The organism is Nocardia shimofusensis NBRC 100134 (genome assembly GCF_001613125.1).
GTDB lineage: Bacteria > Actinomycetota > Actinomycetes > Mycobacteriales > Mycobacteriaceae > Nocardia > Nocardia shimofusensis.
This window is the reverse complement of record NZ_BDBT01000005.1, coordinates 40,355-60,194: the sequence shown is the minus strand read 5'-3', so window position 1 is coordinate 60,194 and position 19,840 is coordinate 40,355. Positions and strand designations below refer to the sequence as shown.

Annotated in this window: 18 protein-coding genes; 6 read left to right on the top strand and 12 right to left on the bottom strand. The window is 70.1% G+C overall.

The features are described 5' to 3' along the window. Positions 1–34 precede the first annotated feature (34 nt). Complete coding sequence (locus NS3_RS07235) at positions 35–931, bottom strand: NAD(P)-dependent oxidoreductase (RefSeq protein ID WP_067855633.1); 897 nt, start codon at positions 929–931, stop codon at positions 35–37. Positions 932–1,641: 710 nt separating this feature from the next. Here NS3_RS07235 and NS3_RS07230 point away from each other — a divergent pair. Continuing rightward, positions 1,642–2,598 carry a lipase family protein gene (locus tag NS3_RS07230; protein WP_169811612.1) on the top strand — a complete coding sequence of 319 codons (957 nt, stop codon included), beginning with the start codon at positions 1,642–1,644 and terminating at the stop codon, positions 2,596–2,598. Positions 2,599–2,814: 216 nt separating this feature from the next. Here the strand turns inward: NS3_RS07230 and NS3_RS07225 are convergent, their stop codons facing one another. Continuing rightward, positions 2,815–3,195 carry a DUF1330 domain-containing protein gene (locus NS3_RS07225; RefSeq protein ID WP_067855627.1) on the bottom strand — a complete coding sequence of 127 codons (381 nt, stop codon included), beginning with the start codon at positions 3,193–3,195 and terminating at the stop codon, positions 2,815–2,817. Positions 3,196–3,404: 209 nt separating this feature from the next. On the opposite strand from NS3_RS07225, the gene NS3_RS07220 reads away from it, so the two are divergent. Continuing rightward, positions 3,405–5,045: a serine hydrolase gene (locus tag NS3_RS07220; protein ID WP_067855624.1), complete on the top strand. Its 1,641-nt coding sequence runs from the start codon at positions 3,405–3,407 to the stop codon at positions 5,043–5,045. Between the two features lie 168 nt (positions 5,046–5,213). On the opposite strand, the gene atzF is transcribed toward NS3_RS07220, so the two are convergent. From atzF to NS3_RS07195, 5 genes are all read right to left on the bottom strand, one after another. Then, positions 5,214–6,842, bottom strand: coding sequence for an allophanate hydrolase (atzF, locus tag NS3_RS07215; RefSeq protein ID WP_067855621.1), 1,629 nt, complete (start codon positions 6,840–6,842; stop codon positions 5,214–5,216). 168 nt (positions 6,843–7,010) lie between these two features. Continuing rightward, positions 7,011–9,128, bottom strand: a complete 2,118-nt coding sequence (locus NS3_RS07210) for a 5-oxoprolinase/urea amidolyase family protein (protein ID WP_084495138.1) — start codon at positions 9,126–9,128, stop codon at positions 7,011–7,013. A gap of 36 nt (positions 9,129–9,164) precedes the next feature. Further along, positions 9,165–9,782, bottom strand: a complete 618-nt coding sequence (locus NS3_RS07205; RefSeq protein WP_067855618.1) for an urea amidolyase associated protein UAAP2 — start codon at positions 9,780–9,782, stop codon at positions 9,165–9,167. Continuing rightward, the gene (locus NS3_RS07200; RefSeq protein ID WP_084495137.1) at positions 9,779–10,612 is read right to left on the bottom strand and encodes a DUF1989 domain-containing protein; all 834 of its coding nucleotides are present in this window, start codon (positions 10,610–10,612) and stop codon (positions 9,779–9,781) included. Before NS3_RS07200 ends, NS3_RS07205 begins: the two co-directional genes overlap by 4 nt. Before the next feature lie 45 nt (positions 10,613–10,657). Then, positions 10,658–12,178: an amino acid permease gene (locus NS3_RS07195; protein ID WP_067855615.1), complete on the bottom strand. Its 1,521-nt coding sequence runs from the start codon at positions 12,176–12,178 to the stop codon at positions 10,658–10,660. 226 nt (positions 12,179–12,404) lie between these two features. Here NS3_RS07195 and NS3_RS07190 point away from each other — a divergent pair, with 226 nt between their 5' ends. Further along, entirely contained in the window at positions 12,405–13,070 is a 666-nt protein-coding gene (locus tag NS3_RS07190) for a TetR/AcrR family transcriptional regulator (protein ID WP_157101224.1), read from the top strand. A gap of 92 nt (positions 13,071–13,162) precedes the next feature. Here the strand turns inward: NS3_RS07190 and NS3_RS07185 are convergent, their stop codons facing one another. After that, the gene (locus NS3_RS07185) at positions 13,163–14,365 is read right to left on the bottom strand and encodes an acyl-CoA dehydrogenase family protein (protein WP_067855609.1); all 1,203 of its coding nucleotides are present in this window, start codon (positions 14,363–14,365) and stop codon (positions 13,163–13,165) included. A 160-nt stretch (positions 14,366–14,525) separates the two neighbouring features. On the opposite strand from NS3_RS07185, the gene NS3_RS07180 reads away from it, so the two are divergent. Beyond that, the gene (locus NS3_RS07180; RefSeq protein ID WP_084495136.1) at positions 14,526–15,482 is read left to right on the top strand and encodes a TetR-type transcription factor C-terminal domain-containing protein; all 957 of its coding nucleotides are present in this window, start codon (positions 14,526–14,528) and stop codon (positions 15,480–15,482) included. 72 nt (positions 15,483–15,554) lie between these two features. Here NS3_RS07180 and NS3_RS07175 read toward each other — a convergent pair whose 3' ends face one another. Beyond that, positions 15,555–16,313, bottom strand: a complete 759-nt coding sequence (locus NS3_RS07175) for a MerR family transcriptional regulator (protein ID WP_067855606.1) — start codon at positions 16,311–16,313, stop codon at positions 15,555–15,557. A 62-nt stretch (positions 16,314–16,375) separates the two neighbouring features. Here NS3_RS07175 and NS3_RS07170 point away from each other — a divergent pair, with 62 nt between their 5' ends. Next, positions 16,376–16,843, top strand: coding sequence for a DUF6194 family protein (locus NS3_RS07170; RefSeq protein WP_067855603.1), 468 nt, complete (start codon positions 16,376–16,378; stop codon positions 16,841–16,843). 16 nt (positions 16,844–16,859) lie between these two features. Here NS3_RS07170 and NS3_RS07165 read toward each other — a convergent pair whose 3' ends face one another. Continuing rightward, entirely contained in the window at positions 16,860–17,087 is a 228-nt protein-coding gene (locus NS3_RS07165; protein WP_067855600.1) for a hypothetical protein, read from the bottom strand. Between the two features lie 312 nt (positions 17,088–17,399). Here NS3_RS07165 and NS3_RS07160 point away from each other — a divergent pair, with 312 nt between their 5' ends. Then, entirely contained in the window at positions 17,400–17,993 is a 594-nt protein-coding gene (locus NS3_RS07160; RefSeq protein ID WP_067855596.1) for a carboxymuconolactone decarboxylase family protein, read from the top strand. 18 nt (positions 17,994–18,011) lie between these two features. Here the strand turns inward: NS3_RS07160 and NS3_RS07155 are convergent, their stop codons facing one another. Next, on the bottom strand, positions 18,012–18,953 hold the full coding sequence (locus NS3_RS07155) for an AraC family transcriptional regulator (protein WP_067856178.1): 942 nt from the start codon (positions 18,951–18,953) through the stop codon (positions 18,012–18,014). Positions 18,954–19,154: 201 nt separating this feature from the next. After that, positions 19,155–19,775 (bottom strand): NAD(P)-dependent oxidoreductase, encoded by a 621-nt coding sequence (locus tag NS3_RS07150; RefSeq protein WP_067855593.1) that lies wholly within the window; start codon positions 19,773–19,775, stop codon positions 19,155–19,157. Between the last annotated feature and the right edge of the window lie 65 nt (positions 19,776–19,840).

Genomic DNA, 19,840 nt, shown 5'->3' with positions numbered 1-19,840 from the left:
TTGTGGCCGAGTGCAGGTCGGCGGCGCTGCGATGTCACTGCCGGTCGCTTTCCAGCAGCTCGAACAGGCTGGAGAAGCCCTGATCACCGTGGCCGTCGGCAATGCGCTTGTCCATCAGCCCTTGTACTTCGCGCATTCGCAGGGTATCCACGCCGAGGGACTCTCGGTGAGCGACGAGGTCGCCCATCAGCGCGGCCTGCACCGACAGCGGTCCGAGATCCGGTGGGTAGGTGCGGTCGCGGACGGCTTCTCCGATGGCGGTCAGCAACGGCGAATAGTCGGTGAGGGAAGCGGCGACGCGGGCGGCGAACTCCCCCACGTCGACTCCTTCCTTGCCCACCAGTCGCAGCGTGTGCAGGAAACCGATGAGGATCTCGTACCCCATCGCCACTTGTGCCATGAACTCGACGGAAGCCAGGCCGACATCGGCACCGTAATAGGTGGGGGTCCCCAACTCCCGCAACGTGGCCTCGTGGGTATCGAACGTGGTCCGGGATCCGCTGTAGAAGAACCTGACGTGGTCCGAACCCAGGTCCGGCGGATCTCCCATCACCCCGCCGTCGAGGTATTCGGCACCATGCTCGATGGCCCACTGCTGGATCGTGCGTGCCCGGCTCGGGGATCCGCTCGTGACGTTCACCAATGCCTTGCCCGAGACGGCGTCGCCGACGGCGGCCAGCACGTCCTCGACCGCGTCGTAGTCCAGGACGCAGAGCACGACCAGCGGGCCGGCCGCGACCGCCTCCGCGGCTGTCTCTGTCGCCGAGGCGCCGGCCGCGACCAGCGGTGCGCTCTTGCCTGCCGTGCGGTTCCAGACCGTCGTGGGATGGCCGCGGTCGAGGAAGACCCGGGCGATCGCGGAGCCCATGGCGCCGAGGCCGAGCACGGTCACGGGGGTCGATGCGGCGTCGGATGTCGTTTCGATGCTCATGGATATGGACGGTAGGACCTCGAGTAAGGTTGAGGTCAACCCCCCACTTATGTGGGGCGAACGAGCGCGTCGCGCAGCCGATGGTGGGCACCGAGCCCGTGACCCGGATCCCACTGCTCCACAGAGGTCGCGTGCTTCGGTGCCGGTGGCGATCCGGCCTCATATCGACGATCGAGAGGGCAGGTGATCGACCCGGCCGAGCAACGGAGTCCCGTGCGGCCTGAAACATCTGAAGTCCAACCTCCGGACCGATGTCCGTGGCATGGCCTAGGCTGTGGCCTCGGCAACACGAAGTGCGTGTGTGCCTGGTTCTGCGCTCGATCAGAGTTACTCGCAGTATTCGATCTAGATCTCTTCCCTGGATGAACCACATCGTATGAAGGATCGGTATGAAGAGCGAAAGACGCGGCTGGATCGCAGCTTTGACGGGAACCCTCATAATCGCCGGCACCGGAGCGATCGCCGCACCACCGGTATGGACGGAGCCGCAGTCGCAAGCAGGCGGGGGTGACGTTCTCCGTGCCGAAGCGGCGCACCTGGCGTTGACGGTCCCCGGGGCGCCCGGGCCGATACCGGCGAGGTCGACACGCGTCACCTACACCAGCAGCACCACTCATGACGCGCCGACCACGGTGGTGGGAACGTATCTGGAGCCGACCTTGCCGTGGCCCGGCCCGGGGCCACGTCCGCTCGTGGCGTATGCGGGCGGTATGCAGGGGCAGAGCCCGGAGTGCGCGCCCTCGGCGATGCTGTCGCAGGTAGTTCGATACCAGCCTCCGGCCGACGCGGTCTTCGAATACGACATCATCGCGATCTACCAGCTGCTGTCGCGCGGCATGGCGGTGGTGATGACCGATTACCACGATTTCGGTGTACCGGGCATCCACAGCTTCATGAACCGTAAAACGCAGGGCTACGCGGTATTGGACTCCGCACGTGCGGTATTGCGGTTGCCCGGCTCCGGCCTCGATCCCGCCTCGCCGGTCATCCTCTACGGCTACTCCCAGGGCGGGATGGCTTCCGCGGCCGCGGCCGAACTGCATCCCGGGTACGCCCCCGAGTTGAACGTGCGCGGCGCCTACGTGGGCGGGCCCCCGGTGGGCCTGCAGGATTACCTCGCGCGCAACGAGGGCCGTCCCGGCGTCGCCCCGGCCATCGCATGGATCCTCAACGGCATCGCCGAGGACTATCCCGAGACGCGTCCGGTGTTCGAAGCCGAGCTCAACGACACCGGCAAGGCGATCATGCGCGACTCGATCGGCAAATGCGGTGGCGGCCTCTCCAACACCTTCGTGCAACCGCCGAACACGTCCCAATGGACCATCAGCGGAGAGCCTCTCTCGGTCGTGATCGATCGTTCCCCGGAGTTGAAGAGGGCATTCGACGAGCAGCGGCTCGGCGGGTCCGCCCCCTCGGTGCCGGTGCGGATCTACTCGGCCAGGAACGACGAGGGAGCTACCTACCCGGCCGTGCGCGATATGGCCGCACGCTGGTGTGGCGGCGGCGCGGCCGTTCAGATGGATGCGGATCCGACGCTGCCTGCCATGTCCGGGTTTCTGGGCACCCACAATCTGGCCTTCTTCCCGTCACTGGCGACCTCGCAGCAGTGGGTGACCGATCGCCTCGCCGACGTGCCCGCCCCCGTGAACTGTGGGGCGCTGCCCTAGTCGTACGAGGCTATGGCGTTGGTGACGCCGGTGCGGAGGCAGCCGGCCGGGGTGGTTGGCGGCAACGATCACGGCTGCCTCCGAGGCGATCACCGGACGATCCACCGGGCTCGGGCCGGAGTCCGGTGCTCCGTCCGGGGCGAAGCGCACCCAATGCGTTGACGTAATGATCGCGTCGACGCGTCACGGTGTGATGCTGTCGCGGATGATATGTCGCTACCGGGCTGTAGGAATGGACTCTTCCGCCTGAGGAGATTCGGCCAGGCTCTCGCGTATCGCCCGGACGGCCGCGGCCGGGGCATAGCCGTCGGGAACACCTTCGACCATGATGATGTCACCGGCGATGTGGCGTGAGCGCAGTGGTGCGATGGCTCGGTACGCGGGTGAGTCCCACCATGCCCTCGCCTCGGTGATTCCGGGGAATCCGATCATGACGACGTTGCCGGGCCAGCTGCCCTCCTTCACCTCGTGCTGTGTCATGTGCACGAGGTATCGGCCGCCGTATGGGGCGAATGTGCCGGGAAGGCGCTCGATGTATTCGGCGATCTCCGGATGGGGCGCGGCGTCGAGCAGGTGGGCGATCACGTAGGCGGGCATCGAGTCCTCCGAGCGGTGGTCCGTTCTTCTCCGCGAGCCTGGCACGGGGGAGCGAACGAGGTCAATTACCGAGGGTTCGCCTGAACGGATCGCCCGTCGTCCCGGGCTGTCGGGGGCCGCGGGGTCACCTATAGCGCAGCGGCAGCAGCTCGCCCTCGCGGCGCGGCACCGGGCCGGACACCGGCCGCGGGCTACGCTCGGATCCGACTATGTCGTGCGTCACAACGCAGGAGGTGTGGCTCGTGCGGAGAAGTAGATGCGGGGTGGTTGCCGGATTGGTGGCGGTGGGGTTGGTGGCAGGTGCGTGCACGGTGGGAGACGACAGCGGCGAGGGTACGACGGAGAGTTCCGCGCCCGCTTCGACCCGGCCGCACGACGTGTCGCCGAATGCGGTCGCCGGGGTGGTGATTCCGGACGGGCAGATCGATCGCGCGGTCGGCGAACTGGATCGCCTGGCCGGTGAGCTGCTGGAGGATTCCGGGATCCCCGGTATGGCCGTGGCCGTGGTGCATGAGGGAAAAGTCGTGTACAGCAAGGGGTTCGGCGTGCGTGACGTCACCACCGGCGAACCGGTCGGCGACGCGACGGTCTTCCAGCTGGCCTCGGTCTCCAAACCCCTCGGCGCCACGGTGGTGGCGCGGCAAGTCGCTGCGGGGCAGGTGGACTGGGACACCCCGGTCTGGGAGCTCTCGCCCGGATTCGCACTCGAGGATCCGTATGTCTCCGAGCACGTGACGGTCGGCGATCTCTACTCGCATCGCTCCGGACTTCCCGACCATGCCGGTGACCTGCTCGAAGACCTGGGCTACGACCGGACGCAAGTGCTCGAGCGGTTACGGCAGCTGCCGCTGGCACCGTTCCGCGACTCGTATGCCTACACCAACTTCGGTCCCACCGCCGCCGCCGTCGCGGTCGCCGACAAGGCGGGCGTCGACTGGGCGACCCTGTCCGAACGCGAGATCTACCAGCCGCTGGGTATGAACGAGACCAGCTCGCGTTACGCCGATTTCGTGGCCCGGCCGGACCGGGCGGTCGGGCACGTCCTGGTCGACGGCGAGTATCGGCCCGCCGATCCGCCCCGCGATCCCGACGCGCAGTCACCCGCCGGTGGCGCGAGTTCCTCGGTGCGCGACATGGCGCGCTGGCTGACCATGTTGCTCGGCGACGGCACCTACGAAGGCGCCGAGATCGTGCCGCCCGCCGCGCTGCTGCCGGCCATCAGCCCGCAGGCGGTTTCCGCTCCGCCGGCCGACCCGGACAGCCGCCCCGGCTTCTACGGTTTCGGCTTCAATGTGAACTCCTCGTCCGCGGGCAGGGTGGTCCTCGGCCATTCCGGCGCATTCAACCTGGGCGCGGGCACCGCGTTCACCGCGATTCCCAGCGCCGACGTCGCGATCGTCACCCTCACCAATGCCGCCGCCATCGGCATCCCGGAGACCCTGAACGCCGAGTTCGCCGACCTCGTGCAGTTCGGCGAGATCCGCGAGGACTGGCGCGAGCTCTACCGCACGGCCTTCGAGCAGATCGACGCCCCCTCCGGCGAACTCGTCGGCAAGGAGCCGCCCGCCGACCCCGCGCCCGCGCGCCCGCTCGACGCGTATGCAGGGGCCTACGACAACACCTTCTACGGTGAGGCGACTGTGGAGGTGCGAGACGACGAACTCGTCCTCGTCCTCGGCCCGGACAAGACGACCCTGCCGTTGCGCCACTGGGACGGCGACACCTTCGTGTTCACACCCACCGGGGAGGGTGCTGACCCCGGCACCTTGTCGAAGGCCACCTTCGACGGCGACCGGCTGACGCTCGAGTACTACAACCGCGACGGGGTGGGCACCTTCACCCGATCCTGACCGGGGTCGAGGGCGCTCCTCGCGAAGTCCGGTGCGGCTACGCGCAGGTGAGTACGGGGAATCCGGCCTCGGTCCGCGCGCTGCGCAGCACAGCGCCGTCATCCGCGCGTCGACGGTCCGCTCGACGCTCGACACCGGCCGAGCAGGACGGTCGGCATGCGGAGGCGGTCATAGTGCGTCGGCGGCGAGGGCTGCCTTCCAGCCGCCGAAATCACTGATGTCCGTGGCGGCGTCTGCGGCGGCGCCTTCGCAGCCGAAACCGGTGGTCCACGTGCCGTCCTCGAGTTCGACCGAACCCAGGTGCATAGGCGTGGGAAGGGCGGCGAGGAAGCGGCCGAGCGCGGCGGGAGAGAGCAGCCAGCGTTCGCCTGCGATCGCGACACCGGGTTCGGCCTCGCCCACTCGTGTCACGGCGGGCTTCGGTGGCGTGGTCTTCATGGCGCCCAGGCGGTAGCGGGGTGCGGTGCGGATCGGTCCGGCCCAGCGGGCCCCGAGTTCGGTCAGCTGGTAGGCCAAGGGCTGGTCGCGGAGGTGGGCGCCGAAAACGACGAGGTCCAGTGCCGGGGCGACCCGAGTCGGCCAGGCCCGTTCGATCGGCGCCGGGGCGGGTGACGCGCCGTTCGGGACGAGGGCGGCGATGTCGAGTGCGACGGCGTCTTCGAAGGGACGGGCGAAGATCGTGACGCCGAACTGCGCCTCGCCCGCTGTCCCCGCGGGAACAGCGACGGCGCACAGGTCGAACAGATTGCAGAAGTTGGTGTAGGTGCCCACACGGGAGTTGACGCGGATCGGATCGGCGGCGACCTCGGCGATCGTCGGCTGGAACGGGGCGGTGGGTGCGAGCAGGGCGTCCGCGCCGTCGAGGCTCGCCATCGCCTGCGCGCGCAACCGCTCGAGCTCCGCCAGGTCCGACACCAGGCGGTGGGCGGGCAGGTCGCGGGCCCCGCGGACGATGGAGGCCACGGTCGGGTCCGCCGACGTCGGGTTGCCGTCGAGGAATGCGCCTACTGCCGCGTATCTTTCGGCTACCAGCGCGCCCTCGTAGAGCAGTCTCGCCGCGGCCAGGAACGGTGCGGGATCGACCGTCACGATCTCGACGCCCCGCTCGCGGAGACCGGCCACCGTGCGCGCGAACGCCTCGAGCCACTCGGTATCCATCTCCGGCAAGGTGTCGAAGACCGCGATCGTCGGGCGGGGCGGCGCGGCGAGGCGGATGTCGGCGGGCCACGGTCTGCCGGGCGCACCCGCGGCCATGACGCCCATCGCCAGATCAGCGGTGGCGAGGTCGGCGGCGAAGACGGTCACGCAGTCGAAGGATCGGCACGCGGGCACGACGCCCTCGGTGCTCACGACGCCGACCGTCGGTTTGATGCCGACCAGACCCTGGAACGCGGCGGGCACCCGGCCCGAGCCCGCGGTGTCGGTGCCGATCGCGATGTCGGCGTCGCCCAGCGCGACCGCCACCGCCGAGCCCGAACTCGAACCGCCCGAGACGTATTCGGGCCGCCGGGCGTCGGGGACCGCCCCGTGGGGGGAGCGGGTGCCGACCAGGCCGGTGGCGAACTGGTCGAGGTTGGTCTTGCCGGTCACCACCGCGCCCGCCGCGCGCAGCGCCGCCACGGATGGGGCATCGGTCTCGGGCACGTAGGCGTAGTCCGGGCAGCCCGCCGTGGTGGGCAGGCCCGCGACGTCCACGTTGTCCTTGACCGCCAGTCGCAGCCCGGCCAGCGGACCCCTCGCCGCGGCGAGGTCGGCGGCCACGTCCCGCTCGGGGCGCCGGTGGATCCACACACTCATCACTTCTCCCATCTGTTCGCCGGAGGTGCGTCACCACTGGCGTTCGCGGCCGCCGCGCGGGCGGTTCGCTGGTGAATTCGGGCACTGCGACTTTCGCTTGGCCGGGCGACGTGCCACGGCCGAGTCGGCGGGGACGCATCGCTGCGGATCGGCCCGGTCGCGAGCGGTCTATCTCTCTCCCGCCAACTCGCCCGAGGTGCGCCAGGACTGGCGTTCGGTGGCGAAGGCGGCTGCCTGCTCGGTGCGGAATCGGGCGATCGAGTCCGCGTTCTCGTGGAGAAAGGTCCGGTAGTCGGCGAGGCGGAATTCGCCGTCCTCGGCGCGAAGTTCGCCGCGACCGGCGGCGGTATCCGCGCGCAGGTCCAGCAGTTCCTCCGCCGAGACCGGGTACCAGCGGATCCGGTCGAACCAGCGCAGCAGCCAGGGGTCCTCGTCGCCGGGGCCGCCGGGGGCGCGATGGTTCCAGACCTGAGTGGTGCGGCCGACGAACTGGTAGCCGCCGGGGCCCTCCATGCCGTAGACGCACAGGTACGCGCCGCCGATGCCGACCGCGTTCTCCGGGGTCCAGGTGCGGGCCGGGTTGTACTTGGTGGTGACCAGGCGGTGCCGGGGATCGGTCGGGGTGGCGACCGGCGCGCCCAGGTAGACGTCGCCGAGGCCGAGCACGAGGTATTCGGCGGCGAAGACGGTGTCGAACACCTCGTCCACCGAGGCCAATCCGTTCATGCGGCGGATGAATTCGATGTTCCACGGGCACCACGGCGCGTCCGGGCGCACGCCGTGCATGTAGCGGATGATGGCCTCCCGGGTGGCCGGGTCGTCCCAGGACAGCGGCAGGTGCACGGTGCGGCTGGGCACCACCAGCTCCTCGGCGGGCGGCAGGGCGTGCTCCGCTTCGGCGAGCAGACCCAGCAGTGTCGACGTGGCGAGGCGGTCGGGGTCGACGCGCACCTGCAACGACCGCACGCCGGGGGTGAGTTCGGTGATGCCGGGCTCGGCGCGCTCGAGCAGGTGCTGGTGCAGGGCGTGCACGCGGGCGCGCAGACCGAGATCCAGGGTCATGTCGCCGTATTCGACGAGGACGCCGTCGTCGCCCGCGCGGCGGTAGGTGATGGAGGTGTGCTCGTCGGCTTCGCCGCGGGTGAGCACGCCGTCGTCGCCGTCGCCGCCGGGGGAGAGCACGATCGGCCAGTTCGCGCGGCGGGCGGCGCCGAGTTCGCGTGGGGAGGCGGCGTGCTCGGCGCGGACCGGCACGAACCGCACCACATCGCCCGGGGTGAGCTGGCCGAGCTTCCAACGTTCGGCGGCCACCACGGTGACCGGGCAGACGAAACCGCCGAGGCTCGGGCCGTCGGGGCCGAGCAGGATCGGGGTGTCACCGGTGAAGTCCAGCGCGCCCACCGAGTACGCGGTGTCGTGGATATTGGACGGGTGCAGGCCCGCCTCGCCGCCGTCCTCGCGGGCCCAGCGCGGCTTCGGGCCCACCAGGCGCACGCCGGTGCGATCGGAATTGAAGTGCACCTCGTAGTCGGTGCCGAGGATGGTATCGATGTCGGCGCGGGTGAAGAACTCCGGTGCGCCGTGCGGGCCCTCGGTGACGGCCAGTTCCCAGCGTCGCGCGAACGCGGGCCGGTGGTCGGCGGGCACGGCGGTGGCGGCTCTGCCGTGATCGGCGGCGAGCCGCAGCACGTCGTCGGCCCGCAGCGCCGAGCCGGTGCCACCGAAGCCGCCCAGGGTGAAAGTCGAAGCGCTGCCCAGATATTCGTCGACGTCGATGCCCCCGGCGATGAGCACATAGCAGCGCATCCCCGGCCCGCGCACGCCGCCGACATCGAGCACACCACCCGCGGGCACCGGCACCGGACGCCACTGCGGCACCGGTACACCGTCGACTCGGACCTCGGTGGGCGCGCCGGTCACGCACACTCGCGCCGGGGCCGCGAACCGCAGCGCGGGCCCGGCGAGGGTGCACTCGAGGCCCGGCGTGCCCTCGGCATTGCCCAGCGCCCTGTTGCCCAGCCGGAAGGACAGGTCGTCCATCGGCCCCGACGGCGGCACGCCCACATGCCAATACCCGATCCGGCCCGGCCAGTCCTGCACCGTGGTGAGCATGCCCGGCCGCAACACCTCGCAGCTGCCCGGAGCGCTGTCGTTCTGCTCGGCGAGGCCGAGGGAGCCGGCGAGCGGCGCGGAGACGACAGACGGCGCCGAGCCTGCGCCGGCAGCATCGGGAGTGCGGGCCGAGGGATGGGCGGCAGGTGAGGTGAGTGTGATGCCCGGGTTCATGTCAGGGCCTCCGTTCGGGTGCGGCGGGGAGCGGGGCTAGCGCGTGACGACCATGCGCACCGGCGTCGGATCGAAGCCGTTGCAGGGGTTGTTGATCTGCGGGCAGTTGGAAACCAGGACCAAGGTGTCGATCTCGGCGCGCAGCGTGACCTTCTTGCCCGGCGCGGACAGCCCGTCCACGATGCCGAGGGTGCCGTCGGACTCGACCGGCACGTTCATGAACCAGTTGATGTTGGACACCAGATCCCGCTTGCCCAGACCCCATTCGAGCGCGGCGGTCAGGAAATTCTCCACGCAGGCGTGCTGGTGGCGGGTGTGGTGGCCGTAGCGCAAGGTGTTCGACTCCTGCGAGCAGGCGCCCGCGATGGTGTCGTGGTTGCCGACCTCGTCGTCGACGACGGTCATCAGCGCGGTGCCGTTGTCGGTGAGCAGCACGCTGCCGGTGGTGAGGAAGATATTGCGCTGGGCGGTGATGGTGGCTTGGGCGCTGTAGCGGTCGGTGTGGTCGGCGGCGGAGTAGAGCAGGCAGTCCACCGCCTGGTTGCCGTGCAGGTCGATGATCTCGAGCTGGTCACCCGCCCGGACGACGGCCGACCAGGGGGCGCGGGCGGGCACGATCTCGTCGAGGACGACGGCGCGGGTCGCGGTGCTCATACGTGGATCTCCTTCGTGCGGGCGGCGGTGGTGCGGGCGGTGCCGGAGGCGGTCGAGTCCGGCGCGGGGGTCGGGGCGGCCGAGCGACTCGCGTGCCACGCCTCCTCGGTGTTGTGCACGGCGCGGCGGTATTCCGGGTCGGTGTCGTGCGCGGTGCGGCCGGGCGCCGCGTCGGGCTCGCCGGCCGGATGCCAGGCGACGAGGTCGAGTTCGGTGACCGCGGTGTCGTTGAGCGGATGCTCGGCATTGACGACCAGCAGCGTGACCGGCAGATGCACGATCAGGTCGACCGTCGCCCCAGCGCCCGCGCCTCCGGTGGCGACGAGCCCGCCGTCGGCCTCGACGCGCACGCCGCGGAAGAACGACACGCTCGGCGCGAGGTCTCGGGGCTCGAGTCCCTGCTTGGCGGCCGCCAGCCGCATCGCCTGCCTGGCGCGAGGACTCGGCCCGCACAGGGCGTCGTGGTGGGCGGAATCGTCGGCGATCACGGTGGCCAGCGCCCGGCCCTGGTCCGACAGCAGCGGATGGCCCGCGCCCGGATAGGCCTGCCACGGCACCTTCACGGTATCGGCGACATTGAGCCGCTCCCACGGCGCGTCGGCGCGCAGCAACAGCACATGGGCGCAGGCCCCACCGTGTGGGTCGCCGAGCCGTACGCGGGTGCCGCGTCCGAGCACGACATTCGCGTAGCCGCCTGCCGGGATGCGCCGTGCGAAGGTGATCTCCTCCGGAGCGACGCCCGCAGGCAGTGCCGGTGCGGCGACCGTCGCGGCGGCCTCCTGCGAGCGCGCGTGCGCACGCGCTCCGATAGTCGATGCGGTACTGGTCATCGGGTCGTCCTCTCCGGAAGTGATTGCGGAAACCGGTGATCGGGATCAGGCGGGTGCGACGGCGGGCGCTGCTTCGCGAGCGGGGGACGGCGCGGCGAGGCGCTGGACCACGACGCCGACGGCGATGGTCGCGACCAGGAACAGCGGGGCGGCCCACAGCATCCACCAGCTGCCGCCCTCCGGGATGTAGACCTCCGGTCGCGGCCAGGCCAGGTTCACCACCATCGCCACACCCCACAGCACGGCCAGCAGATTGATCGGGATACCCCAGCGACCCAGCTGGAACAGGCCAGGGGGCAGGTTTTCGCCCGCGGGCCAGCCGCGGAGACGACGCACCAGCAGCGGAACGGTCACCAGCAGGTAGGCCATGTACAGGGTGACGATGCAGACGCTGGCCAGTGTCGAGAAGATCGCCGCGTTGCCGAGATTGACCACCAGCAGCGTGATGCCCAGGACGCCGATCACCACGGCGGGCAGCACCGGGGTGCCGAAACGGGCGTGCACCGTGGACAGCTGCTGCGCGAAGGGCAGTTTGCCGTCACGGGCCATCGAGAACATCAGGCGCGATCCGGCGGTCTGGATCGCCAGTGTGCACACGGTCACCGCCACCGCGACACAGCCGAGCAGCACCGTTCCCGCGGGGCTGGCGAGCTTGGCCGAGATCACGTAGGCCAGGCCTTCGGACGCCAGCGCGCCGTCGTCGAGGCTGGGAGCGGACATCAGCGCGCCGAGCATCATCAGGCCGCCGCCGACCGCGGACACGGCCAGTGCGGTGAGAATGGTGCGCGGGGCGACCCGGCGCGGGTCCTTGGTCTCCTCGGACAACTCGCCCGCCGAGTCGAAGCCGACCATCACGTACGCCGCCATCAGACCGGACACCAGGAAGGCGGCCCAGTACGAGCCCGGAACGGCGTTCGAGCTGTCCAGTACGACGCCCGGTCCACGCTCGACGTCGGCGAACAGCACGCCGATGATGGCCAGCACACCGGCGATCTCGATGGTGACGCCGATGGAGTTCAGTCGTGACATCCAGTCGATGCCGACCACATTGACCAGCGTGGTCAGCGTCAGCAGCGCGCTGCCGAGCAGCACCGCGTTCATCGCGCCGGACGGAGAGGTCAGCGCCGTGTCCTCACCGATGATCTGGAAACCGCTCCAGATCGCGGGCAGCACCACCTGCAGCGCGATCGCCGCCGCGGCGGCCGTGACGATCTGGGCGATGATCATCATCCAGCCGGCGAACCAGCCGACCGTCTCCCCGGCCAGCCGCCGCGACCACTGATAGATGCAGCCCGAGATCGGCCAGCGCGCCGCCAGTTCCGCGAAGTTCAGCGCGACCAGGAACTGCCCGGCGAACACGATCGGCCAGGTCCAGAAGAAGGCCGCGCCGCCGAAGCCGTAGCCGAAGCCGAAGAACTGGAAGATGGTGGTGAGGATCGAGACGAACGAGAATCCGGCCGCGAACGAGGCGTAGCGGCCGAGTTTGCGATGCAGGACAGGCTGATAACCGAACCGTTGGAGGTCGGTGCTGTCGGTCGATTCCGACGGGGTGAGCGTGGTGGCCATGGCTGGCTTCCTTCGGCGTCGCGGCCAATATCTGTCATGCGATAGTTTTCGGTTCTCGATGACATCTGCGGTGACGGCGCTGCTTCCGGCTCGTTACCGCCGGTAACTTCTGGATTTCGCTTGTTTCTGTCAGATGACAGGTATCCCGCCGGGCGTGGTTCGGATGCTGAGGACGGATGAACCGGCCGCTGCCGAGCGCGGATCGGCGATGGGCGAGAATGGCGGGGTGACCTCCCTCGGGCCAGGACGTCCGCGTCTCGCGCCGCGGCGACGCGACGGCCGGACCCCACGCGCGGAGATCCTCGACGCCGCCGCCGAACTGTTCACCACCCAGGGCTACGCCAGCACCTCGACCCGCGGCATCGCCGATGCGGTCGGTATCAGGCAGGCCTCGCTGTACCACCACTTCGCCGCGAAGGACGACATCCTCGAGGCGCTACTCGCCGGGACCGTCAGCGGACCACTGGCACTGGCCGAATCGTTGCGCACGGAATCGGTGCCCGCTGTGGTGCGGCTCTACGCGCTGGTCCGCTACGACGTGGCGCAATTGTGCTCGGCGCGCTGGAATCTCGGCGCGCTGTATCTGCTGCCGGAGTTGCGCTCTCCGCGCTTCACGTCTTTTCGCGCGCAACGCGACGAACTACGCGGGCATTACGAGAGATTCGCCGCCGAGGTGATCGCGGAGGAGGGACTCGTGAGCGCGCCCGGTGTCGAGGTCCTGCCGTTCCGGTTGGTGGAGAGCGTCATCAATATCCGCTCCGACGAGTCGCGCGCGCCGGAGTACGCCGAACGGCTCATCCCGGAAGCTGTTCTGCAGATGTTGGGCAGGACCGACGTGGGCGAGCGGGTGCGGGAAGCCGCCGTGGAGTTGCTGAGCCGGCTGGATGGCTGAACGACGGGCTATACCGAAATCCCTCGCGCCGATCGATGGCGCGAGGGATTCGATGTGGGGCGCGTAGTGGCGAGGACCCGGCGCGGCCGGGGTCAGCCGTGGGCGGCGCGGCGGGCGGCGCCGACGGCCCGCTTGGCGATGGCCCAGCGGTGCACCTCGGAAGGGCCGTCGTAGATACGGAACGGCCGGACCTCGCGGGAGAGGCGAGCCAGCGGCAGGTCGTCGGAGACGCCCAGGCCGCCGCACAGCTGGATGCTGTTGTCGACGATACGGCCGATGGCCTCGGCGGCGAAGGTCTTGGCGATGGAGGTCGCGTTGCCCGCGTGGTCGCCCTGATCGAGCTCCCAGCAGGCCCGGACCAGCAGCGCGCGGGTGGCGGCGATGTCGATCTCGTTGTCGGCGATCATCTTCTGCGCCATGCCGAGGTCGCCGATGCGCGAGCCGAAGCCCTCGCGTTCGGCGACCCGCGCCACCGCGATGTCGTGGCCGCGCCGGGCGGCGCCCAGCCAGCGCATCACGTGCGTCATGCGGGCCGGGCCCAGCCGCACCTGCGCGTACTCGTAGCCGCGGTCGACCGCGCCGAGCACCGCCTCGTCCGGGACGAACAAGTCCTCGAAGTACACCTCGCAGTGTCCGCCGATCATGGCGCGGTCCAGGGTGGTGATGTGGCGGCCGACCCGCAGGCCCGGGGCGTCGGCCGGAGCCAGGAACATGGTGGCGCCGCCGCGGTCGCCCGGCTCGCCGGAGGTGCGCGCCATGATGATGAAGAAGCCCGCGCCGTCCGCGCCGGTGATGAAGTGCTTGACGCCGTTGATACGCCAGCCGCCCTCGACCTTGGCCGCGCGGGTGGTCAGCGCGGCCGGGTCGGAGCCCGCGCCGGGTGCGGGCTCGGTCATGGCGAAGCCGGAACGCAGCTCGCCGCGGGCGAGCGGCTCGAGGTACTGGATCCGCTGGTCCGGGTCGGCGATGTGGGCGAGCATGTGCACATTGCCCTCGTCGGGCGCGGCGATGTTCAACGCGGTCGGGCCGAACAGCGAGTAGCCGGCCTCTTCGAACACCGGTGCGCGGTCGGACATGTTCAGCCCGAGACCGCCGAACTCGACCGGCGCGTGCGGGGCGAACACCCCGGCGTCGCGTGCCGCCTTCTGCATGCTCACGCGGATCTCGTCGCCGCCGGCCGCGGTGATGTCGCCCCCGTGCTCGTCCTCGATCGGCAGCACCGTTTCCCGCACGAACGCGCGCGTGCGCTCGATCAGGTCGAGCACATCGGCGGAATAGGTCAGATCGATCGGCATCGCAACTCCTCCTCGGCGTAGGGAGGATCGCTGTACTTTACCGAACGATCGCTCCGACTGAACATTCTCACCAGACCTGGGTTCCTGTCAAATATATGGCGATACCTGTGTTGATGCGCTGGATGGCGAGGATCGGCAGTGTTCGGATAATCTGAACATCATGCGGACACCACCCGACCCGGACACGGCCGTCCCCGAAGCGGCCGCGCAGGAGGCGAACGCGGTCGCAGAGGCCGCGGGCGAGGCCCTGCGCCCGCACGAGGCCATCCGTGCCGCACGCATCGCGGCCGGTCTGTCGCTCCGGGAATTGGCACGGCGCATCGAGGTGAGCCCCGCGACGCTCAGCGCGATCGAGAACGGGCGCACCGGCTTGTCGGTCGAACGGCTCAACAGCGTGGCCGCCGCTGTCGGGGTGACCGCCCCGCAACTGCTCGGCGGCAGTGCGCCCACGGCGTCCGGCCGCGCCGACGGGACCGGGCCCACCGGCACCGATTCCACCGGCGGGCATCCCGATTGGCGCAGGTTCGGACCACTGGCCGCCGATCCGGTACTCATCGCCGCCATCGCGTCCTTCGTCGACATCGGCTACCACGGCACCACCGTGCGAGCGCTGGCCGACCGCGCGGGCACCAGCGTGCCCGGCCTCTACCACCGCTACCGCGACAAGCAGGATCTGCTGGTACGCATCCTCGACCTGACGATGGAGGAGCTGCATTGGCGGGTGCGTGCGGCTCGCGCCGAGGGCGAGGATGCGGTGACCAGGGTTCGCCTCATCGTCGAGGCGCTGGCCCTGTTCCACACCCACCGCAGGGAACTCGGCTTCATCGGCGCCAGCGAAATGCGCAGTCTGCTGCCCGCCGATCGCACCCGCATCGCCCGCTCCCGCCGTGAGCTCCAGCACATCCTCGACGAGGAGATCGAATCGGGCTGTGCCGAGGGGCGTTTCGGCATCGACGACCCGCGTTCCGCCGGTCGCGCCATCGCCACCATGTGCACCGGCATCGCCCAATGGTTCTCCGAGCGCGGCCCGTACACCCCGGAACAGATCGCCACACAGTACGGCCGTTTCGCCCTCGACCTGCTCACGCCCACTCCTTCCGGCCGGTTCGGCTCCTGAGACCTGCCGGGAGGTCGACCGGGTCGACCGAAGTCGTCGGTGAGCCGTTCGAGGTCGCTCGACCGGCCGAGGTCACCGGGGTCCGGCCGCCGATGGTGGCGCCGGTCGCGGGACAGGATCTCTCGCCATGAGGACGGCATCCAGGTGGGCGCCTGCTCCGAGCAGGGCTCGCGAACGGCGGTGGATGGCGTCCTCGCGGGCCTCCAGTCCGGCGAGGACATCGCTCCAGCGACCGCTTCCTCGCAGACCGGGCAGGAGTTCGCGTAGGGCGTCGATGCGGTAGCCGGCATGGCGTAACTGGTGCACGATGCGGGCGTCGCGCACGTCGGCGGGGGAGTAGCGGCGGGCGTTGCCCGGTGCCGCGCGGCCGGGTGTCACCAACCCGGCCGCGTCCCAGTGCCGCAGTGTCGACGGGCGAACACCGAGCGCGTCGGCGAGTTCGGAGACCGTCATGGCGTCGGACGGGCGCACCGCGTCGATGGGTTCGGCGGCGATGGCCGCGGCGGCGGTGCGGGCGGCGGCGAGGTCGCGGCGCTGGGTGTCGAGCCGGGCGTGCGCGGCGTCGACGAGGGTGAGCAGGTCGGCGAGTGAGCCGGAGTGGGCGGTGCGCACGATCCGCGCCGCCTCGGCGGGCCCCGCGCCCGCGGCGAGGGCGCGGTAGGCGAGTGCGCAGTCGAGGTGCTGTTGCCCGTAGACACGGTAGCCGGACGGGGTGCGCTGCGCGGCAGGCAGAACGCCGGAGCGCTCCAGCTTGCGCACCTGTTCGGCCGAATACCCGCTGCGGCGTGCGACGTCGGTAGTGCGGAGAAGGCCGCCGTGCCGGGTTGGCACCCCCTCACCTCCGGAGATTGCGGGAAAGTCGACACAAGCACTTCAATGTAACGCTCGAAGGCATGACCATCGACGAGATCATCGAGTTCACCGAATCCCTCGGCGGGGTGCTCACCCTGCGCCCCGGCCCCGGCGACGGCTCCCCGGAGCTCGCGTGGGGCGACCTGTTCTTCTACTACGCACCCGACGGGCAGGTGCCCACCGCGACGCAACCGTTCGCGACCGTCGTGACGAAGAACTATCCCGGCGACGAGCTGTCCCGGCTGGACCGGCCGGGCGCGTTCCGCCTCAATATCGATGCAGGCCGTGAGGGCTTCGAGACCCACCTGGGCCGCGCACCGCGGACAGCCGCCGCGGACTCGGAAGACCCGAGCGTCGAGGACACTCTCGTCGCCCACCCGGTCTACGGCGGCGCGGGCTGGGTGGCGGTGGTGAATCCCGGCCCGCGCAGCACGGAGGTCTGCCGCGACCTCCTGCGAGTGGCACACGCACGGGCACACACACGATCGGAGCGACGGCGGACGCGATGAGCTGTGCGGCCGGCGATCAGTACAGCTCCGCGGTCGCCCCGGCAGCCAGGCGCTCGACCACGCGCAACCGCTCGGCGACCGCGATGAGCAGTTCCTGGGACTCGTCGGACAGACCGGCGGTCGCGCGTAGCAGGACGCGTAGTCGCGGATCGCGCAGGAGAGGGACGCGTTGGGCGTCCTCGTCGCCACGGTGAGTGGAGAGTTCGCTCAGACCGTTCGCTCGATCTTCGAACTGCGCCGACATCATTCGATTGTCCTTCCGTGCCGGCCGTGCGCCGGGCTCCGATATCTCCCAGGTCTCGTTCCGGCCTGTCTGGTCGCTGGATGTTAGCCGAATACTTACCGGCACGTTCGGTTTCTCCGCCGCTGTCAGGGGGGCTGGACATATTGCACCACGGTGTGCCGGGGAGCGTGCCGGCGGGCGCGGGACGGCGCGGTCCGATACGCGAGATTGCTGCTCGACGGTCGAGATGCGGGCTCGGCGCGCTTCGGGCGCTGGTTCCGGCCCGGAGGATCGGCGTAGGGTGAGGAAATCCGAGACAACGGGAGGTCGTCGATGCGGACGGTCAAGCGGTTCGGTGTATCGCTGCGCACCTTGGGACGTGCGCGGCGGCATCGGGGGGATCTGGTGGGGTGGCTGGTACGCAGACCCCAACTGGCGGCGGGTGTGCTGACGTTCGAGACGGCGCTGTTGATGAGCAACCGGGTCGACCCGCACCTGAAGGAACTGGCCGAGTTGAAGACCGCCGCGCTGGTCAACTGCGAATTCTGTCTCGACATCGGTTCGGCGCTCGCACATTCCAGCGGCGTCACCGAACAACAGATCGCCGACCTGCCGCGCTATCGGACCAGCCCGGCCTACGACGATCTCGAGAGACTGGTGATCGCCTACGCCGAGGCCATGACCGTGACCCCGGCGATCGGCTTGGATGACCTGCGCGAAGAATTGCTCGCCCGCCTCGGCAAGGCGCAGGTCGCCGAGCTTGCCGTGGCGATCGCGTGGGAGAACCAGCGGGCCAGGCTCAACCAGGCGCTCGGCGTCCGGCCGACCGGAATGGCCGAGGGCATGACCTGCGCGCTGCCCGAAGCCGCCCGCGGCGAGTCCGCGCCGCCCCGGCGGGATATGCCGGTCTCGCTCCAGCCCGAATGACTACGCGCCGAAGGTGATTCACGCGGTAGCGCCGCGCAGCCGATGTTGCTGCGGGCTCAGTCCGCGAGCGCGTTTGAACGCGGTGCTGAATGCGAACGGCGTGCTGTAGCCGACCCGGCGGGCGACGCTGCTCACCGTCACGTCGGGGTCGGTGAGCAGGTCGGCGGCCAGCGCGAGCCGCCAGTGTGTGAGATAGGCCATCGGCGGCTCGCCGAGCAGGTCGCTGAACCTGCGGGCCAGATTCGCCCGGGACACACCGGCTTCGGCGGCCAGACTCGCCACGGTCCACGGTCGTTCCGGCGCGCCGTGGATGCGGGCGAGTGCGATGCCGACCACCGGGTCCTGTTGCGCGAGATACCAGGACGGCGCGTGCTCGCGCTGCTCGGTGAACCAGGTGCGCAGCGCCGAGATGAGCAGTACGTCGAGGAGTCGGTCGAGCAGCGCGCGTTGACCGGGCGCGGTCACCAGCATCTCCTCGGCGAGCACGCCGACCAGCGGCGAACGCCACTGGTCGGCGCGTAACACGACCAGGGTGGGCAAGGCGGTGAGCAGCGGCTTGCTCGCTTCCCCCGCGTTGTCGTAGGTGCCGGTGAGCAGGACGGTGCGGCCGCCCTCGGCGCCCCAGGTGCGCACGCCGAGGGCCCATTCGTCGACGAGGCTGCGACCGTCGTCGGCGCTGGTGCACAATCCGCCGGGCAGGACGACGACCGACGGCGGGGTGGCGGGATCGTCGGCCACGGTGTAGAAACCGGGTCCACGCACGATCGCGACGTCCCCGGTCGCCAGCCGCACCGACTCGCCGTCGTCGACCACCAGCCAGGCATCGCCGCGCATGGGCGCGACCACGGTCAACGGCGCGCCGTCCTCGATCCGCAATGCCCACGGCGGCTCCAGCAGAGAGCGCAGCAGGAAGGCCCCGCGGGCCCGCGGCCCGTCGAGCAGCGCTTCCAGAACGTCCATTCCGGCGAGCGTACCGAGTTCTCCATCGGCTTCCGGCTGCATCGTGCTTCCCGCCTGTCGTTCGGAACGTTCCTGCGCGGCTCCGCGCCGAGACCCGGCTCGATGCCGCGGACTCGGGTCGGCACCGGACTCGGAACGACAACGGACTCGGTTCGGACCGACGTCGGTATCGGACCGATACGGATTCAGTAGGACACGGACTCAGTAGGACACCGAGACCGCCCGGCCGATCCGGTCGTGATCGGTGACCGCGCGCAGGATCGCGTCCGCGACGTCGGCGCGCGACACCTTCAAGGTGAGACCTGTTGCGTCGGCACCGAATCCGTATCGGTAGGCGCCGGTACGGGGGCCGTCGGTGTAGGCGCTGGGCCGGACGAGAGTCCAGTCCAGACCGGAGGCCCGGACGACATCCTCCTGTCGCTGGTGGTCGGCGTAGGCCTTGCGCAGCAACAGCCCGAACAACATGTACTTCCAGACGAAGTTCAGGTTGTCCCTGGTCTCGCCCGCGCCGAGCGTGGACAGGCACACCAGCCTGCGCACGCCGCCTTGGCGCATGGCCTCGATCGCGGTACGGGTGCCCGCTTCCCGCACCCCGGCCGCGCGGCCCGCGCCGAGGGCGACGACGACCGCATCAGCACCGTCCACCGCCCGCGCGACGTCGGCGGGTACGGTCGCGTCGCCCTCGACGACGGTGACTCCGGGCCGGGCGGGCAGCTTGCCGGCGTCGCGGACCAGCGCGGTGATCTCGTGCCCCTCGGCGACGGCTTGGTCGACGACATGGCGGCCGACGCTGCCGGTGGCTCCCAGAACAGTGATTCGCATTTTCTTCTCCTCGGCGAGTAGGTTTTTCGTCACCTTCGAGTCAACCGCCGGGAGTCTTCGCGGAC

Excerpts from the sequence above, each read along its gene's own strand:
- NS3_RS07235 (WP_067855633.1), bottom strand. The coding sequence starts at position 931 with ATGAGCATCGAAACGACATCCGACGCCGCATCGACCCCCGTGACCGTG.
- NS3_RS07230 (WP_169811612.1), top strand. The coding sequence starts at position 1,642 with ATGCAGGGGCAGAGCCCGGAGTGCGCGCCCTCGGCGATGCTGTCGCAG.
- NS3_RS07225 (WP_067855627.1), bottom strand. The coding sequence starts at position 3,195 with ATGCCCGCCTACGTGATCGCCCACCTGCTCGACGCCGCGCCCCATCCG.
- NS3_RS07220 (WP_067855624.1), top strand. The coding sequence starts at position 3,405 with ATGTCGTGCGTCACAACGCAGGAGGTGTGGCTCGTGCGGAGAAGTAGA.
- atzF (WP_067855621.1), bottom strand. The coding sequence starts at position 6,842 with ATGAGTGTGTGGATCCACCGGCGCCCCGAGCGGGACGTGGCCGCCGAC.
- NS3_RS07210 (WP_084495138.1), bottom strand. The coding sequence starts at position 9,128 with ATGAACCCGGGCATCACACTCACCTCACCTGCCGCCCATCCCTCGGCC.
- NS3_RS07205 (WP_067855618.1), bottom strand. The coding sequence starts at position 9,782 with ATGAGCACCGCGACCCGCGCCGTCGTCCTCGACGAGATCGTGCCCGCC.
- NS3_RS07200 (WP_084495137.1), bottom strand. The coding sequence starts at position 10,612 with ATGACCAGTACCGCATCGACTATCGGAGCGCGTGCGCACGCGCGCTCG.
- NS3_RS07195 (WP_067855615.1), bottom strand. The coding sequence starts at position 12,178 with ATGGCCACCACGCTCACCCCGTCGGAATCGACCGACAGCACCGACCTC.
- NS3_RS07185 (WP_067855609.1), bottom strand. The coding sequence starts at position 14,365 with ATGCCGATCGATCTGACCTATTCCGCCGATGTGCTCGACCTGATCGAG.
- NS3_RS07180 (WP_084495136.1), top strand. The coding sequence starts at position 14,526 with ATGCGGACACCACCCGACCCGGACACGGCCGTCCCCGAAGCGGCCGCG.
- NS3_RS07170 (WP_067855603.1), top strand. The coding sequence starts at position 16,376 with ATGACCATCGACGAGATCATCGAGTTCACCGAATCCCTCGGCGGGGTG.
- NS3_RS07165 (WP_067855600.1), bottom strand. The coding sequence starts at position 17,087 with ATGTCGGCGCAGTTCGAAGATCGAGCGAACGGTCTGAGCGAACTCTCC.
- NS3_RS07160 (WP_067855596.1), top strand. The coding sequence starts at position 17,400 with ATGCGGACGGTCAAGCGGTTCGGTGTATCGCTGCGCACCTTGGGACGT.
- NS3_RS07155 (WP_067856178.1), bottom strand. The coding sequence starts at position 18,953 with ATGGACGTTCTGGAAGCGCTGCTCGACGGGCCGCGGGCCCGCGGGGCC.
- NS3_RS07150 (WP_067855593.1), bottom strand. The coding sequence starts at position 19,775 with ATGCGAATCACTGTTCTGGGAGCCACCGGCAGCGTCGGCCGCCATGTC.